The sequence below is a fragment of the Candidatus Poriferisodalis sp. genome (genome assembly GCF_965262965.1).
Lineage (GTDB): Bacteria > Actinomycetota > Acidimicrobiia > Acidimicrobiales > Poriferisodalaceae > Poriferisodalis.
Genome location: NZ_OZ253573.1, coordinates 182,224 through 198,269, shown reverse-complemented (window position 1 = coordinate 198,269; position 16,046 = coordinate 182,224). Strand labels below are relative to the sequence as shown.

Annotated in this window: 16 protein-coding genes and 1 pseudogene; 4 read left to right on the top strand and 13 right to left on the bottom strand. The window is 67.2% G+C overall.

Annotated features, from left to right (window positions below; all coding sequences use genetic code 11):
- Positions 1-328 precede the first annotated feature (328 nt).
- Positions 329-1,492, bottom strand: coding sequence for a molybdopterin-synthase adenylyltransferase MoeB (moeB, locus tag ACQY5K_RS01065; protein ID WP_428119276.1), 1,164 nt, complete (start codon positions 1,490-1,492; stop codon positions 329-331).
- Between the two features lie 166 nt (positions 1,493-1,658).
- Complete coding sequence (locus ACQY5K_RS01060; RefSeq protein ID WP_428119274.1) at positions 1,659-2,456, bottom strand: SIR2 family NAD-dependent protein deacylase; 798 nt, start codon at positions 2,454-2,456, stop codon at positions 1,659-1,661.
- Between the two features lie 300 nt (positions 2,457-2,756).
- Between ACQY5K_RS01060 and ACQY5K_RS01055 the strand changes: the two genes are divergently transcribed.
- Positions 2,757-3,506 (top strand): hypothetical protein, encoded by a 750-nt coding sequence (locus ACQY5K_RS01055; protein ID WP_428119272.1) that lies wholly within the window; start codon positions 2,757-2,759, stop codon positions 3,504-3,506.
- On the opposite strand, the gene ACQY5K_RS01050 is transcribed toward ACQY5K_RS01055, so the two are convergent.
- Positions 3,395-4,891, bottom strand: a complete 1,497-nt coding sequence (locus tag ACQY5K_RS01050) for a leucyl aminopeptidase (RefSeq protein ID WP_428119270.1) — start codon at positions 4,889-4,891, stop codon at positions 3,395-3,397. The genes ACQY5K_RS01055 and ACQY5K_RS01050 overlap by 112 nt on opposite strands.
- 55 nt (positions 4,892-4,946) lie before the next feature.
- A complete protein-coding gene (locus ACQY5K_RS01045; protein WP_428119268.1) occupies positions 4,947-5,846 on the bottom strand; it encodes a biotin--[acetyl-CoA-carboxylase] ligase in 900 nt (299 codons plus the stop codon).
- 184 nt (positions 5,847-6,030) lie between these two features.
- Here ACQY5K_RS01045 and ACQY5K_RS01040 point away from each other — a divergent pair, with 184 nt between their 5' ends.
- Entirely contained in the window at positions 6,031-7,791 is a 1,761-nt protein-coding gene (locus ACQY5K_RS01040) for an acetyl/propionyl/methylcrotonyl-CoA carboxylase subunit alpha (protein WP_428119266.1), read from the top strand.
- Here the strand turns inward: ACQY5K_RS01040 and ACQY5K_RS01035 are convergent.
- From ACQY5K_RS01035 to ACQY5K_RS01010, 6 genes are all read right to left on the bottom strand, one after another.
- Positions 7,781-8,770 (bottom strand): glycosyltransferase family 2 protein, encoded by a 990-nt coding sequence (locus tag ACQY5K_RS01035; RefSeq protein WP_428119264.1) that lies wholly within the window; start codon positions 8,768-8,770, stop codon positions 7,781-7,783. The genes ACQY5K_RS01040 and ACQY5K_RS01035 overlap by 11 nt on opposite strands.
- A 90-nt stretch (positions 8,771-8,860) precedes the next feature.
- The gene (locus tag ACQY5K_RS01030) at positions 8,861-9,646 is read right to left on the bottom strand and encodes a hypothetical protein (protein ID WP_428119262.1); all 786 of its coding nucleotides are present in this window, start codon (positions 9,644-9,646) and stop codon (positions 8,861-8,863) included.
- Between the two features lie 11 nt (positions 9,647-9,657).
- Positions 9,658-10,644 carry an ABC transporter ATP-binding protein gene (locus ACQY5K_RS01025; RefSeq protein ID WP_428119260.1) on the bottom strand — a complete coding sequence of 329 codons (987 nt, stop codon included), beginning with the start codon at positions 10,642-10,644 and terminating at the stop codon, positions 9,658-9,660.
- On the bottom strand, positions 10,641-11,591 hold the full coding sequence (locus ACQY5K_RS01020) for an ABC transporter permease (protein WP_428119258.1): 951 nt from the start codon (positions 11,589-11,591) through the stop codon (positions 10,641-10,643). The genes ACQY5K_RS01025 and ACQY5K_RS01020 overlap by 4 nt, the downstream gene beginning before the upstream one ends.
- Positions 11,588-12,535, bottom strand: a complete 948-nt coding sequence (locus tag ACQY5K_RS01015; RefSeq protein ID WP_428119256.1) for an ABC transporter ATP-binding protein — start codon at positions 12,533-12,535, stop codon at positions 11,588-11,590. Before ACQY5K_RS01015 ends, ACQY5K_RS01020 begins: the two co-directional genes overlap by 4 nt.
- A 52-nt stretch (positions 12,536-12,587) precedes the next feature.
- A complete protein-coding gene (locus ACQY5K_RS01010) occupies positions 12,588-12,848 on the bottom strand; it encodes a 4-hydroxyphenylacetate 3-hydroxylase C-terminal domain-containing protein (RefSeq protein WP_428122805.1) in 261 nt (86 codons plus the stop codon).
- Positions 12,849-13,092: 244 nt separating this feature from the next.
- Here ACQY5K_RS01010 and ACQY5K_RS01005 point away from each other — a divergent pair, with 244 nt between their 5' ends.
- A complete protein-coding gene (locus ACQY5K_RS01005; protein ID WP_428119254.1) occupies positions 13,093-13,917 on the top strand; it encodes an enoyl-CoA hydratase/isomerase family protein in 825 nt (274 codons plus the stop codon).
- Positions 13,918-13,950: 33 nt separating this feature from the next.
- Here ACQY5K_RS01005 and ACQY5K_RS01000 read toward each other — a convergent pair whose 3' ends face one another.
- From ACQY5K_RS01000 to ACQY5K_RS00990, 3 genes and pseudogenes are all read right to left on the bottom strand, one after another.
- Positions 13,951-14,394: a transposase gene (locus tag ACQY5K_RS01000; protein ID WP_428119252.1), complete on the bottom strand. Its 444-nt coding sequence runs from the start codon at positions 14,392-14,394 to the stop codon at positions 13,951-13,953.
- 28 nt (positions 14,395-14,422) lie between these two features.
- Positions 14,423-14,656: pseudogene (locus tag ACQY5K_RS00995) on the bottom strand (transposase); the annotation flags it as partial.
- A gap of 313 nt (positions 14,657-14,969) precedes the next feature.
- Positions 14,970-15,548 (bottom strand): enoyl-CoA hydratase-related protein, encoded by a 579-nt coding sequence (locus tag ACQY5K_RS00990; protein WP_428119250.1) that lies wholly within the window; start codon positions 15,546-15,548, stop codon positions 14,970-14,972.
- Between the two features lie 9 nt (positions 15,549-15,557).
- Here ACQY5K_RS00990 and ACQY5K_RS00985 point away from each other — a divergent pair, with 9 nt between their 5' ends.
- Complete coding sequence (locus tag ACQY5K_RS00985) at positions 15,558-15,965, top strand: AAA family ATPase (RefSeq protein WP_428119248.1); 408 nt, start codon at positions 15,558-15,560, stop codon at positions 15,963-15,965.
- Positions 15,966-16,046: the final 81 nt, after the last annotated feature.

Genomic DNA, 16,046 nt, shown 5'->3' with positions numbered 1-16,046 from the left:
CAGCCTCAAACGCCACGCTGTTCGGCACAGCAGACGAGTCGTCTACTACGCCTAAGCGTCGGAGAATCCGGTACACGTGGGCATCCGCCGCGTCGCGATCTATGCCGGGACTGTTGCCCTGGTAGGTCGCCGCAAGGATCTCATCTATTCGCTCGACCACACCACGAGCAGCGGCATTTCCGAGAGAGATCGGCGGGACCCCCACTGGCATCAGATGCAACCCCCGTGGCGCTCGACCTTGCCGAAGCATAAGCCGAACCCGTCGCCCTCAATGGGCAATTCGTGAGTGTCCAAGGGCTCCTGGACTGGTCGACAGGTACGTCCTAGATCAGCCCAGCGTTGGGCTGCAGAGGCCGTCGAGCTCGGTCACCGTGATGCGATCACGGTTGGCGTAGGTGACCTCGTTGGCCGGGTCGGGCCGCAGGCGGAATTCGCGGAACGACATCTCCAGCGAGTCGAAGGCGATGATGCGGCCCGACAGGTCGTCGCCGATGCCCAGGATCAGCTTGATCGTCTCGAGCGCTTGGATCGATCCGACGATGCCCGGCAGCACGCCCAGCACGCCGGCTTCGGCACACGACGGCGCGAGCTCCGCAGGAGGCGGCACCGGCAGGTAGTCGCGGTAGGTCGGCCCGTTGCGCGGATCGAAGACCGTCACCTGGCCCTCGAAGCGGAAGATCGATCCGTGTACCACGGGAATGCCCAACTTGACCGATGCGTCATTGAGCAGGTACCGGCTGGGAAAGTTGTCGGCGCCGTCAACGACGACATGCCAGCCCGACAGAATGTCCATCACGTTGTCCGCGCCGAGCCGGGTGTCGTAGGTGACGACGTTCACGTCAGGGTTGAGGGCCGTCAGGGTCTTCTTGGCCGAATCCACTTTGCGGTCGCCGACGCGGTCCACATTGTGGAGGATCTGGCGCTGAAGGTTGGAATCGTCGACGACGTCCATGTCGATGATGCCGATCGTGCCGACGCCCGCAGCAGCCAAGTACAGCGCCGCAGGAGAGCCGAGCCCACCCGCTCCGAGCATGAGCACCTTGGCGTCGAGCAGCTTGAGCTGACCGGTCTCTCCCACCTCGGGCAGCAGCAGGTGACGCTGGTATCGATTGCGCTGCTCGGCCCCGAGTGACGCAGGGGTCGACCACGGACGGCCTTCGTCCTTCCAGCGACCGAAGCCGCCGTCCATCGAGACGGCGCCGGTGTATCCCAGCTCGGTGAGCGTCTTGGCAGCGAATGCAGAGCGCACCCCGCCGGCGCAGTACACGACGATCTCGACGTCGTGATCGGAGATGCGGTTCTCGATCTGGGCCTCGAGGTGGCCGCGCGGAATGTGAATCGCGCCATCCAGCGCGCCCTGCTCGTACTCGTCGGGCTCGCGCACATCGAGCACGACGGGCGAGCCGTTCTCGATCATCGCGGCCGCGCCGGCCGTGTCGACCTCAGTGATCTCGCGCTTGGTCGCGGCGAGAAGTTCACGGAACGTCGGCATCGGGGGCCTCCCTGTGGTCGCTCCCATTGCTGCACTGCGGCAGACGTTCGGTCCCCCGCAGAGACCTAAACCCTACCCAACAGGTCAGGTTTCTTCACCTCATCCGTTTCTCCCACAGATGCCGCACAACTTCGACAACTTCAAGCTGGCAATTGGTCAGGTTTCTTCACCTGCGGCGGAAGGCTCCGCCGCAGATCATCGGCAGGACTTCGGAGATCGACATGCGCAGCACCATGTCGGCCAAGTGGTCCATCTCCGTCGGCTCGGCATTCACGATCACGATGCGGGCGCCGGCGGACTTCGCCGTGGACACGACCGCCGCGATCGGGTAGACGGCCAGCGTGGTGCCAACCGCCAGCATCAGGTCGCAGTTTTCGGCTGCGATCTGAGCCTTCAGCAGGTCACGCGGCACAAGCTGCTGACCAAAGCTGATCGTGGCGCTCTTGAGGATGCCGCCGCAGTCGGGACAGGGAGGGTCCTCCTCGCCGAGCCGGATGCGGTCGAGCGCAACCGACATGTCGGCGCGGTAGTCGCACTCCAGGCACGCCACCTCGCGGATCGTGCCGTGGACTTCGACAATCTTGTCGGTATCCGAACCGGCCTCGTGATGCAGCCCGTCGACGTTCTGGGTGAGCAGCGAGACGAGCTTGCGGCGACGCTCGAGGGCAACCAGCGCTCGGTGCCCGTCGTTGGGCTCGGCACCCCAGGCCCGGTGGTCCATCCGGGCTCGCCATGCCGCGACCCGAACGCTGCGCTCGGCCACGTAGTTCTGCAGCGTGGCCTGCTTTTCGGCAGCCGGGTTCTTCGTCCACACGCCATTCGGACCACGGAAATCAGGAATCCCCGAGTCGGTCGAGATGCCGGCGCCCGTCAGCACAGTGATCGCTTGTGCGGTGTCAATCCACCCAGCGACAGTGCGGACGTCGTCATCGAGGGCGGGGCTCGCGCCAGCCGGGGGACTCATGCCGCCCAGTCTGACCCATATGGCACAACCCGGCCGGACCACAAAGCCCGTGACCTCTCCCTAATTCGACTTGTTTCAGGATGTTTCAGTATATAACAATGCTTCTAAAGCAAGCGACTCGCCAACGCCGTCGGCGAGGAAAGGACAACCCTGATGCCTCCCGACCAGCCGCCCGCAACATCCGCCGACACGAGTTCGGAGGCTACGGGCTCTCGTCCCGCATTGCAGCTGCTCCCCTCTCCGGGCGCGACGTCCGGCGGGGCGAGTCCGAGCGCGCCCTCGATACCCCACCATCGAATCTTGCAGGTGCGCTCCTGGGACGATTCGCAGTGGCACCACACCGGACACGATCCGCGTTCGGCGTACGTCGAGCGGTTCTGGGTAGCGGTGCTGGGACCGAGCGTTGTGTGGTTCCTGCGGCTCGTCGCTCGTGAATTCGATGGCCTTGCAGCAGGCGAGGAGCTGCGACTTGACCTGGAGCTGACAGCGCGACGACTGGGTCTGCAGCACCGCGGCGGCCGCCAAAGCACGCTGATGCGGACCATCGACCGCTGCCGGACGTTTGACCTCGCCCGTCTCGATGACGATTGCGTCCTCAGCGTTCGCAAGCGGCTGCCGCCGGTTCCGCAGCGGCTGCGCGTTCGCATGCCTCCAGAGCTGCGCGAGGAGGTCAACTGGTGGTCTCGTACCGAGGGACGCTCGGATTTTTCCGTCGGCGAGACACGATTGCTGGCCTCGTGCATGCTGATGCTCGGCCATGGACTGCACGAGTCCGCCGAACGGCTCGTGATGCTCGGGCTCGCGCCGCACTGCGCGAATGAAGCGACGGCGTGGGCCTGGTCAGAACAGTGCGTCCATCCTGCAACCCCTTCGGGCGACGGCTGGCACGGCCCGAGAGCTGTGCGTTCGGTGCCGAAGAACCGGCACCACGCGCAAGATCACCAGCCGCAGACCAACTCCACCAGCGTGCGCACGCCGAAGCCCGTTGCGCCCCGGGAGAGCTCGCCCTCGTCAGCGTCGGTGCGGACCGGTCCGGCGATGTCGAGGTGAACCCACGGGGTCTCGCCCACAAACTCGGCCAGGAACAGACCGGCTGTCAGCGTGGCCCCGTAGCGGCCCTTGCCGATGTTGCGGAGGTCGGCAACGTCGGAGTCCAGCTGCTTGCGGTACTCGGGCGGCAGCGGGAGGTGCCACAGGTTCTCCCCCGCCGCTCGGGCGGCGTCGAGGGCACGCTCGATGGCCGCGGGGTCGTTGCCCATCAGACCGGCGTAGCGATCGCCCAGCGCGACCATGCATGCGCCGGTCAGCGTTGCGAGATCCACCACGAGATCGGGCTCGTCCTCGACCGCCAGCGACAGCCCGTCTGCAAGCACGAGGCGCCCTTCGGCGTCGGTGTTGAGCACTTCGACCGTCTTGCCGTTGCGGATGCGCAGCACGTCGCCCGGCTTGGTGGCCGTGGGACCTGGCTGGTTGTCGGTGCAGCAGCAGGTGCCCACGACTGCGACGTCGGGGGTCAGCCGCACAATCGCGCTCATCGCTCCGATGACCGCAGCGGCGCCGCCCATGTCGATCTTCATCCATTCCATGCCCTCAAAGGATTTGAGGTTGAGACCGCCCGTGTCGAAGGTGATGCCCTTGCCGACCAGGTGGATTACTGCACGTGGGGTGCCCGCCGGCTGCCAACGCATACGCACGAGAGCGGGTGGCTCGGTTGAGCCGGCGTTGACGCCCAGCAGTCCGCCGCAGCCCTCGGCCGCCAGCCGCTCGCGGTCCCACACCTCCACGGTGGCAGCACCGACGTCGGGATCAGCGTCGGTGGCCGCCGAACCGATGGCGTCGACGGCGGCAGCCGCGAGATCGGTCGCCGTCAGGGCCCCAGCAGGGCGGTTCACCAAGTCTCGGGCGAGCGCGATGCCCCCGGCAATCGCCGACGCCCGTGCGGCCGCTGCAGCGGCATCGGTGCCGTCGGGCGCTGCGAGCACGATTCGATCAAGCGGGTCAGCGTCGCCGGGTTCGCCCTTTTGCTCGGTGAACCTGTATGACGCGAGCAGCATGCCTTCCACCACGGCGGCGAAGGCGACGTCAGCTCCGAGATCGTCCGCGGCGGACACGGCAAGCGCTGACGTCAGCGAGGCGACCTTCGATGCCGCGCGCCAGACCGCAGCAGCCGCCTTGCGTACATCGGCCTCGCTGAGTTCTGTGTCACCCAGTCCCACCGCGATCGGCAACGACTGTTCGCCAGCAGATGTCGTGGTCGCCAGCACCGCAGTGCTGCCGACTGACGCGTCGAAACCAGTGGCCGCCAGATAGCTCGATGAGACCCCCAGCGTGTCGAGCGCACCTGCGCGGACCGGCCGGTCCGTGGCGACCGTGGGACTCGCAGCGCCCGGATCGGTGACGATCTCGAAGGCATCGGATGAAATGGTCAGCGGCACAGTTGCCTCGCTCTTCGTCGGATTCCACCTGCGAGCTCACGCGCGCACGGCCGTTCTACTTGACTGCGTCACCCGTCGCAGCACGCAGATGCACAACGTCGCCCACGGCCACGGTGTGGACCACGCCGTGGAGATCGGTGACCAGCAGCCGACCGTCCGCGTCGAGATCCGTCGCGACGCCTTCCAGCGCGTTGGCGTCAGCACGCCCGGCCGCATCTCGGCCGTTCGGGGTACGAAGTGCAGCCGCGTCGAACTCGATGCGCACCCGGCGCCCCAGCGTGGCCGAGCATCGGCGCGCCTCATCGAGCAGCGCCGCACCGTCGCCACCGTCGCCGCCGCACAGTCGCACATAGCGACGTTCGAAGCCTTCGAGCACCCGGCGGGCCAGCAACGTTCGGTCCACGGGCGCGCCGGACTCCACATTCAGGCTCGTAGCGATCGCCGCAAGCTCTGGGGGAACCTGCGGCCATCCCGTGTTGAGCCCCATGCCGATCACCAGCGCCTCGAGCCTCCCACCACCGGTAATCGACTCCGCGAGGATGCCTGCCACCTTGCGATCCGGCTGGCCGGGCTCGTCAGCACGGGAGACGACGAGGTCGTTCGGCCACTTCAGACGAGGGCGGACGCCGCTGGTCTCGTCGCAGGCATCGGCAGCCGCCAGGCCAAGCGCCAGCGTCACCAGCGAGGCTCGCGACGTCGGCAGCGCCGCATGTGGCGGGCGCAGCAGCACCGACATCATGAGCGAAGTCCCAGGTGGCGCCGTCCACCGCCGTCCGCGACGGCCTCGGCCAGCCGTTTGCAGGTCGGCGATCATGACGAGACCTTCGGGGGCTCCTGAGCGGGCCCGTTCAAGCAGTTCGGTGTTGGTCGAGCCGATCTCGGCGTACCACTCAACGTCGCTGAAGCGAGTGCCGCCGACCGCGTCGAACCGCTGCGAATCATCCGCCTCGGGCACACGGCGAGCGTACTGAGCCGGCGCTGTCGGGACAGCAGCGTGCCGGTCCGCCCGAAACCGGGGTGTGCCAGCATGGGCCGCCGCGGTGGCAGCCGCAGCGCCAGCCGACAGACTTGCCCGCCGGTCGCGCTGCACCGGGGCATCGCGCGTGCGCCGCCGGATTGCAACAGTTAGGACCCCATCCGTGTTCGACAAGCTCCTCATCGCCAACCGGGGCGAGATCGCGGTACGCGTCATTCGCGCCTGCCGCGAGATGGGCATCTCGTCGGTGGCCGTGTACAGCGATCTCGACCGGGACGCGATGCACGTCCGTGCGGCCGACGAGGCCTATGCCCTCGGTGGGCAGACAGCCGCCGAGAGCTACCTCAACACCGAAGCCATCCTCGACGTCATCGAACGCAGCGGCGCTACAGCGGTGCATCCGGGCTACGGCTTCTATTCCGAGAACGCCGACTTCGCCCGGTCGATCACATCGCGAGGCGTGACCTTCATCGGTCCCCCGCCCGAGGCCATCGAGGTCATGGGCGACAAGATCTCCGCCCGGCTCGCGGCGGGGCGCGTGGGCGTCGCCGGTGTGCCCGGAACCAACGAGGTCATCAGCTCGCCAGACGAAGTTGCCGCATTCGGTGCGGAACACGGCTATCCCGTCGCCATCAAGGCCGCCTACGGCGGTGGCGGCCGCGGCATGAAGGTCGTGGGCGGCCCTGACGAGATCGAAGCGGCTCTCGCATCGGCACAGCGCGAGGCCGTGGCCTTCTTCGGGCGGGGCGAGTGCTACATGGAGCGGTACCTCACCTGGCCGCGGCACATCGAGATGCAGGTCATGGCCGACGGGCACGGCAACGCGGTGTGGCTGGGCGAGCGGGACTGCTCAGCCCAGCGCCGCCACCAGAAGCTGGTGGAGGAGAGCCCCGCGCCCCTGCTGGACGATGCGGTCCGCAAGGCCATGGGCGATGCGGCGGTGGCCGTGGCACTCGGCTGCGGCTACACGAACGCCGGCACTGTCGAATTCCTCTACCAGGACAGCGACTTCTACTACCTGGAAATGAACACGCGTCTGCAGGTGGAGCACCCGGTCACTGAGATGGTGACGGGCATCGACCTGGTACGCGAACAGATCCGGGTGGCCGCAGGCGAGCCGCTGTCGTTCACCCAGGCCGAGGTGACCTGCGTTGGCCACGCCATCGAAGCACGCATCAATGCCGAGGATCCTGCCGGCGGCCGGTTCCTGCCCTCGCCGGGGACGCTGACCGCTTTGCGGGTGCCCGACGGATTCGGCATCCGCTGGGACGGCGGGTACGAATCCGGCGACACCGTCAGCCAGTACTACGACAACCTCATCGGCAAGCTCGTGGTGTGGGGCTCAGACCGCGACACGGCCATCGCACGCATGCAACGGGCCCTCGGCGAACTTCGGGTCGTCGGCGTCGCGACGACTGCCGCCGCGCACGAAGCGATCATGGCGGCAGACGATTTTCGGGCCGGCACGCACAGCACGAAGTGGGTCGAGGAACAGCTCGACCTCAGCGACGTCAGCGGCAAGGCCGACGCGCCGCCCGATGCACCCGACGACTCCGACGAGCTGCCGCGCGTTCGCCGCGACATCGTGGTGGAGGTGGACGGCAAGCGCTTCTCGGTGAGCGCGTGGGTTCCCGAAACGGCGGGCGCCGCGCCAGCCGCTGCAGCGGCTCGGCCGCGCCGTGCGACCTCAGCAGCAGCGGCGAGTGGTGGCTCGGGACGCGTCACAGTCCCGATGCAAGGAACCATCGTCAAGGTGCTTGTCGAAATGGGCCAGGAAGTCGCGGCGGGCGAGGGTGTTGTCGTGCTGGAGGCCATGAAGATGGAGAACAGCATCAACGCCGACCGGTCGGGAACCGTCGACGAGATCAAGGTGGCGCCAGGCGACACCGTGGGTGCCGGCGACGTGGTTGTCGTTATCTCGTAGCTGAGTCGCTCGCGGGGGGCTCCCGCTTCGTCAGCGCGCCGACGTCGAGTTCTATGGCTCGGACTCTGCGAAGAGTGCGTTCGGCGATGACGCGGTTGGCGCGCAGGAGGTCGGCAAGGACGCCGAGCATCACCAACTGCATGGCCACGAGCAGCGCGACCGCGCCGACGATGAGCGACTGGACGTGGCCGGAGCCGTCCGAGGTCGCCCAGAACCAGCCGAAACGAGCGAACAGGAACACCCCGACGGCTGCGAACAGAGCGGCCGGGACGGCGAACACTCGCAGGGGCTCGTGCATGGCGTAGACGCGCACGATGGTGCCAGCGGCTCGCCGGACGTATTGGCGCTTGGAGCGGAACAGGCGCGACGGGCGGGTGGTGGGGTTGATGCCGACGGGGACATCGGTTACTGCGAGGTCAGACTTGCCGGCCTGGATGACCGTCTCAAGCGTGTAGGTGAAGCGGGAGACCACGTTCGCGGCGAGCGCCGCATCTCGGTTGTACGCGCGAAAGCCCGAGGTGACGTCGTCGACTTTGGTGCCCGAGGCGTGACGAACCGTCCATGAGCCCAGGCGCTGCAGGCGCTTCTTGAGCCGCGAGAATTCGGGATGGTTGCGAATGTCGCGAGAGCCGATCACTAGGTCGGCTCGGCCGGCCACGATCGGCTCGGTCAGCTTCGCTATATCGGTGGCTGCGTACTGGTTGTCGCCGTCAGTGTTGACGATGACGTCGGCGCCCATGCGCAATGCGACATCCACTCCCGTCGCAAAGGCCACTGCGAGGCCCTTGTTCTGGGTGAGACTGACTACGGCGTCCGCGCCGTGGCGCCGGGCGACGTCAGCCGTGTCGTCGGTGGAGCCGTCATCGATGACCAGCCACAGCACCTCGTCGAAGCCGTCGACCTCGCGTGGCAGGTCTCCCAGGGTCTCACCGAGAGTCTCGGCCTCGTCGAGGCACGGGATCTGGATGACCAGGCGCACCGGCCCATTGTGTCGGGTTGACCCGACAGGTGGGAACTCGGGTTCGCCGATGAGACCCACCGCTACCAGCGCTTGGACTGGGTTACTCGCCTAATCCACGTTGAGATGCCGCAGTCGCAGCGCGGCGAGCCCGAGGCTGGCCACCGACACGCAGGCCAGCACAATGACGGACGTGGCGAGGCGATTGGGGCCGAAGTTCAGATTGACATCGGCAAGCTGGGCGAGCACCGATCGGGCATAGCCACGCAGCGACAGCCGAGCCGCAAAGTCGCCGAGGCCAACCGCCAGGCCTTCCCACAGCAGCACGTAGGCGATCCCCCACAGCACTGCCTTGCGGAACAGCAGTCCGAGGAGCACGAAGAGGCAGGAATACGCTGCGGTCCCCAATGCCGCCGCGGCCAGGATGCCCACGGCGAGGCCTCCTGAACCAGCGACGCGGTCCGATGCCAGCCAGCCCCCCAGCACCGTGGGCGTCACGCACAGCGGCAATGCCACAGTCATGGATACGGCGGCGGCGGCAACGACCACCGGCGCGCGACCCATCGGCCGCAACCACAGGTACACGAGCGTGCCGTCGTCACGTGCATCGCCCAACGAGGCCGCTGCGAAGACCAACGAGATGATCGGCACGATGATGATCAAGCCGAACGCATCCGCGTAACCAGCGCCATCGCGCAGCAGTGCGCCGTCGCTGTGGCCTTGGGAGATCGGCGAATTGCCCACAACCCAACCGACCACGATCATGATTGCTCCGAGCGCGCCGAGTGCGGCGAGGCGGCCCGCCGAGACGACCTGGCGGATCAGCACCCGGTAGCTCAGCAGAGTTGCCCGCACGGCCCCGACGCGGCGGCTCGCAGTCATCGAACCCGGGCTCATCGCAGAACCGCTCATCGTCGTTCCACCAGGTAGCGGAAGACCGATTCGAGATCCTCATCCAACGGCCGCACCGCGCGCAGTCGAGCGCCGAGACGGCGGGCCAGCGGGGCGATCTCACGCCCGAGCCGATCAACCTCCAAGGTGTCCGCTACGACGACGTCCCCGTCGATCTTCACACCGACGACGGTGCCGGATTCCACCAGCGCAGCAGCGAGTGGGCGGGGCCGGTCAGCTTCGATGCTGATTCGGTGCGGGCGGTCATCCATCATCTCGCGCAGCTCGCGGTAGTCGCCGCTCGCGATCAGCCGGCCTTGGGCGATCACGAGGATCCGTGACCCCAGCCGGGCGACCTCCTCAAGCACGTGCGACGACACCAGCACGCAGCGCCCCTGCGCGCCCAAGTGTTCGAGCAATTCGATCATGCGGCGCCGTTGAACCGGATCGAGGCCGTTGAGCGGCTCGTCCAGGATCAGCACGTCGGGATCGTGCACGAGCGCAGCGGCCAGCTTGGTGCGCTGCCGCATGCCCTTGGAGTAGCCCGACACCGGTCGGGGATCGTCGGGGTCAAGTTCGACCAGTCCCAGGGCATGACGTGCGGCGCCCGTGGGGTCAGCGACTCCCTGGGTAGCAGCGGCAATGGTGACGAAGTCGACTGCGTCGAGCCGGTCGAACAGGGCGTCCTGTTGCGGGGCGAGACCGATCCGGCCCCGGACGTTGCGGTCGCGGCGAGCATCGGCGCCCAGCACGCGCACGGTGCCTCGCGACGGGGGGGTGAGCCCGCACATCATGCGGAACAGCGTCGACTTGCCTGCACCGTTGGGGCCCAGCAACGCAGTCACACCTGAGCGCACCGCGAACGTCACGTCTGACACGGCCACCACGTCGCCGAAGATCTTCGAGACACCATGCACTTCGACCATGCCGGTGGGTACGGGCGTGGCCTCGGGAGCGTCCGCGCGTGGCTCGGGCTCAGGCACCGGACGAGGACGGGCGCTCATTTGCCACCGTCGATTCGCTGGTAGCGCCACCACACGACGGCCGCACCTGCCAGCACCCAGGCTGCATTCGCTGCCACCACGAACATCGTCGATAGCTCGCTGAGGCGCTGGCCCGGGGAGCCTTCGCCCTCGTCGAGAGCGATCGGTGGACCGACGCCGTAGATCCGGTCCTTGAGGGCGGCGCCAATGTCGCCGAGGTTGAACGCATACAACCGCGCGTCCAGCTCGGCAACCTCAACCAGCATGCTCGTGACGAGGTTGCTGCCGAGCAGCAGCAGGATGACACCGATCGCGGCGAACGCCCGCCGGTCGGTCAGGCTGGAGATGGCCAAGCTGGCGGCGGTGATCGTCGCAGCGATGGCGACGCCGGCAGCCAGAATGCGGACCAACACGACGAGCCAATCCCCCAGGCCATCGGGACCAGATCCCTCGATGGTGTAGGCGACGAGCAGGAACAGCAGCGGACCGACCGTGATGACGGCCAACGTCACTGCCACCGCCATCGACTTCGAGGCCAGGTAGCTCCAGCGGCGCAACGGTGTGGACAGGTACAGCGGCAGCATCCCATTGCGGCGATCGACCACCAGACTCTCAGGCACGACGATCCCGCAGAAGAAGAACAGCGCTACCTGGATCAAGCCGTAGTACTGGTGGTATTCGGGCAGAATCTGCTCGGAGACCATGTCGATGTCGAGCACTGTCGCGATCCCGACGAAGACAACGGCGGGAACGAGCGCTATCACCACCGCCAGCCACGGCAGGAATTTGTGGCGGGCCGGGCGGCCCAGACCGAGCGTAAACCTCACCGACGAGGCGACTACCGCACGCATGGCGGCGGCGAGGCCGTGTCGAGGACCGCTGTAGGGGCGGTAACGCTGGTCGAGGATCTGCGCGGCGCCCTCGGCGGCTTCGGCTGCGGGCACCTCGACGTCAGCTGTCTCGCTCATGCCGATGTCGCTTCGAACAGATCGGCGAGGGTGCGCCGGCGGGTTTCGAGACGTCGAATGCGTGCACCCGCCTCGGCCACCGCGTCGCGAGCCCGGTCGCACAGCTCATCGCGGTCGCCGCCGCCCAGACGCAGCGTCGTGCCCAAGCGCTGCACCTCAACACCGGCGCCCCGCAATGTGTTCTCGACGAGATCGACCGACCCTGCGTGCTCGGCGACGTCGACGAGTTCCAAAGTGACGCCCTCGCCGTCGCCCACAAGCTCCGCAAGCGGCCCGCTTGCCACCACACGACCCGCGTCCAGCGCCACGACGTGGTCGCACACGCGCTCGACTTCGGCGAGCAGATGCGACGACAGCACCACGCTGACCGAGTGTTCGTTGCTGATCTCGCCGATCAGGGTAAGCATCTCGCCGCGCTGTGTCGGATCGAGGCCCGACGTGGGCTCGTCAAGCAGCACCAGCTGTGGATCTGACGCAATGGCCTGCGCCAGTTTGACCCGCTGGCGCTGGCCGGTCGACATCGTGCCGAGCGTGCGTGTGCGCTCCTCGCCGAGGCCGACGAGCCACAGACTGTCCGAAGCTCGAGTGCGCGCCTCGCTGCGAGGCAAGCCGCGCACCTGCGCCAGATGGCGCACGAAATCGACGGCGCGCATCTCGTCGGGAAGCACGTCACGCTCGGGAGCGAACCCGACCTTGGCCCGCAATGTCGCCCCTTGGCTGAGAGGATCCAGCCCTAGCACTGTTGCTGAGCCCAACGTCGGCGTGCGCAAGCCGAGGAGCGCGTGGAGCAACGTCGTTTTGCCCGCACCATTCGCGCCCACTAGCCCGGTCACGCCGGGCCGCATCTGGACATCCAGCGCGTCAAGCGCCACTGTCGACCCAAATCGTTGCGTCAGCGCCGATGTCTCGACGATCACCGTTATGTCATCGGTGTCGCCGCTCATGTGCTCAACGTATCTGCCACGCTCCGAACCGGAGGGTTTCCAAGGAGGCTGCTCAAACCGTCCCGGCGCTCGCAGGGCTAATGAGCAGGCTCAGCGAGGCCAGCACTGCTCCCCCGGCGATGTCGTGGAGGTGCCGGACCATGGCGCTGTAGTTGGCCGCGGCGTGAAACTTGCCCGCATTGGTGTAGAGCTCGTTGGCGAACGCGGCTCCTTCGGGTCCGATCGAGCAGTGCTCGATGGCGGCCTCCAGCGTGGCCCCGAGCAGCGTGGCGTGGATGATCATCTCAGAGATCTTCTCCTTGACGTGACCGATGCCGGCTGTGCCGTTGGCCTCGGCAACGAGCTGGGCCAGCCCGACAGTCCTCCTCGCCAGCCTTCATCGCCTTGGTGGGGATCGTGAGGAGCTCGTGGCCGAATGAGGCACCCGTGATGTGGAGCTTCGCCCCGCGGATTACCACGCCGTGGCGTCCACGGTCTGGCCCATGGATCTTGGCGCTGGGGTCCCGTCAACGGGCGTCGTCGGAACGCAGCGCAAGGGGTGCGCTAGAACGGCGCGCATGACGGATCCTTCTTACAAGGGCCCTGTGCCCGATACCTCGGACCCCGAAGCAGCTGCTACGTACCGGCTCGAGGGGCACATCGCCACGATCACCTACAACCGGCCCGAGGCGATGAACGCCATCAACGGCGACATGCGGCAGTGCCTGAACGCGGCCTGGATGGAGTTCTACAACGACCCCGACGCCTGGGTGGCCATCATGACCGGCTCCGGCCGGGCGTTCTGCGCCGGTGCCGATTTGCGCGACCCGACCCGCGGCTCGGCGGGAATCTGGTCGGGTTCGTACTTCGAGATCCCGACCATCAACAGCCTCGAGAGCGGTCTTGAGTTGTTCAAGCCCGTCATCGCGGCCGTCAACGGTGCCTGCATCGGATACGGACTGACGGGTGCGCTGGTTGCGGATTTCCTGATCGCGTCGGATCGCGCGCTGTTCGGCATGCCCGAGGTGAAGATCGGCGTGCCGACCATCGTGGGCTCGATGCGGATGCCGCACAAGATCGGCTGGGCGAACGCCATGGAGATCCTGCTGACCGGCGACAACATCGACGCGGATCGGGCCCGCGAGATGGGCCTGGCATGGAAGGTCGTGCCGCACGACACGCTCATGGACGAGGCCCGCGACCTGGCAGCGCGCCTGTGCCAAGGAGCGCCGCTGGCCGTGCGTGCCGTCAAGGAAGTGGCCTGGCGCAGCCAACGGATGGGTTGGACCGAGGCCCTGCGCATGGGCGAGTCGATTCGCAAGATCGTGGGCGACAGCGATGACGCCAAAGAGGGCGGACGGGCATTCGCCGCGAAGCGCCCGCCCAAATGGACCGGCGCCTAAACGCAGCAGCGAAGCCAACTGTGGCAATTCGCTTCAGCGGACGCTATACCTAACTCTCGCACCAATCGAGCCTTCGCGAATTTGTGGGATTGGGGCTGCTGGGCTCGGCGGGGTTCGTGTCAGGAGGAGTCCGCGGGTTTCGGAGTTGGTGTAGTTGGTGATGCCGTGGGCTTTGCGGCGCAGGACTTGGAGCAGGTTGTTGGTTCGGTCGATGCGGCCGTTGGGGCGCCGTCCCGTTTGGTGCCAGTCGAGGATCTGGTGGTGCCATGCGAGGAAGGTGTCGACGGTGTCGCTGAACTCGGGGATCTGCGCGGTGCGGTAGATGTCCGCGAACCGGTCGAGCGCTTCGAGGGCGCCTTTGCGGTCGGCGGCGTCGAGCTTGTCGGGCCGGCGCGTCAGCAAGAACCGCGCCCCGAACACTTCGGGGTCGAACGCCGGCTCGGAGCCCTCGGGGCGGCGCTGCACGTCGCGGCGCACTGCTGAGAGGCCCGGCGGCGAACCATCTGATCACGTGGAACCTGTCCAGCACATGGCGGGCGTGGCCGAGGCGCACTTCGATGGCTGCCTTGTACGCCGCCGAGCCGTCGCACACCACGACCTTCACGCCACGGCACCATTTGTGCCCCTGAGCAGCCAAAACCCCCGACAGCGCCTGGGCGCTGCGGTGGGGCGCCATGGCGAGCACCTCGCCGGCGTCGCGGTTCGCCAGCACCGTCACGTACCGGTGCCGTTCGCGGATCGAGGTCCCCGTCCACCACCAGCACCCGGCACCTCTGGCGACGGCGGCGGCCGGCGACCAGGCCTGCCCAGGCCACCACCAGCGCGTTGGCCAGCCTCCAGCTCAGCGCGTGGCGGCGAGCTGCGGCGTTGACCGTCATCGCCCGCGCGTCGGCCACCAGCCGCTCAGGCGCGTCGACGACCACCCCCAGCACTCTGACGCGCGGCAGCCACAGCCGCACCGACACAACATCACGCCTCATCGACGCCCTCCAAGGTACGGCGTTGTCTCAAACATCGATCCCCCCAGGGCCTCGACCCCTACAAACGGACCCTCAACCCGCAAAACGACGAAGGGCCAACAACGTGCCCAGCAGCTGGCTGGTGCGAAGGCCCATGTTCTCGAACGCCTGGTTGACGAGCAGCTTGTTGAGCGCCAGCTGATTCGCCGGGATGTGTGCGAGCCGGCGGGCGAACGCCTCGACCTGATTGCCGAGCTCGTCGGGCGGGTACACGTAGGCGACCAGTCCGATGCGGTGGGCGGTCTCGGCGTCTATGGCGTCGCCCGACAGCAAGAACTGCTTGGCGTGCTCGAGGCCTAGCCGATATACCCACATCATCGTGGTGGGCGTGCCGTAGATGCGCGAGGGCGCATAGCCGATATATGCGTCCGAAGCCATGAACAGCAGGTCACAGCACAGGATCATGTCGGTGGCCCCGCCGATCGCCCAGCCGTGGATCTGCCCGAGCACCGGCTTGGGGCACTCCCAGATCTTCATGAACCGCTTCACGTTGTGGCCCATGAACTGCCAGTCCCGGACAGGGTCCCAGGCGCCCTCGCGCGGCTTGGGACCGGATGCGCCGTAGGGGCTGCCCCACGAGTCGTACGGCTCCTCGGAGCCGCTCGTCGTCACGGCGTTCGAGTGATCGACCTTGACCAACCAGCGGTACGCGATGCAGTGTCGTGCGACCCCGCGACCTTCGTCTCGGGGCCCGCGCCCGTATGCATCGACGAATTCCAGAAAGCACCCGTGGTTCTCGATGCCATCAAGGCCGAGCTGAATCGGAACCGTGCGCCAGGGCGGTTCGTGATCACGGGATCGACGAGATTCGACGCCTTGCCGACTGCGGCGCAGGCACTGACCGGCCGCATTCACATCGTCGATGTTCTGCCGTTCTCGCAGGGCGAGACGACAGCTCATTGGCGGACACACGACGGCCAAGAGGCCGGCTTGGTCATCGAGCGCGTCGACGGGTCCGTCGTCGCCCTCGTAGTCCAGAGGTGGTCGGCCGCGGTAACGTCCGTCATTGATGCACAGGTCTTTGACTGAAGGTGTTGCGGTGAGCCAAGCGGTGAACGACTCGTCTCATACGTCCTGTATGAGCCGAAGGCAGACCGGCTCGACGGCGTG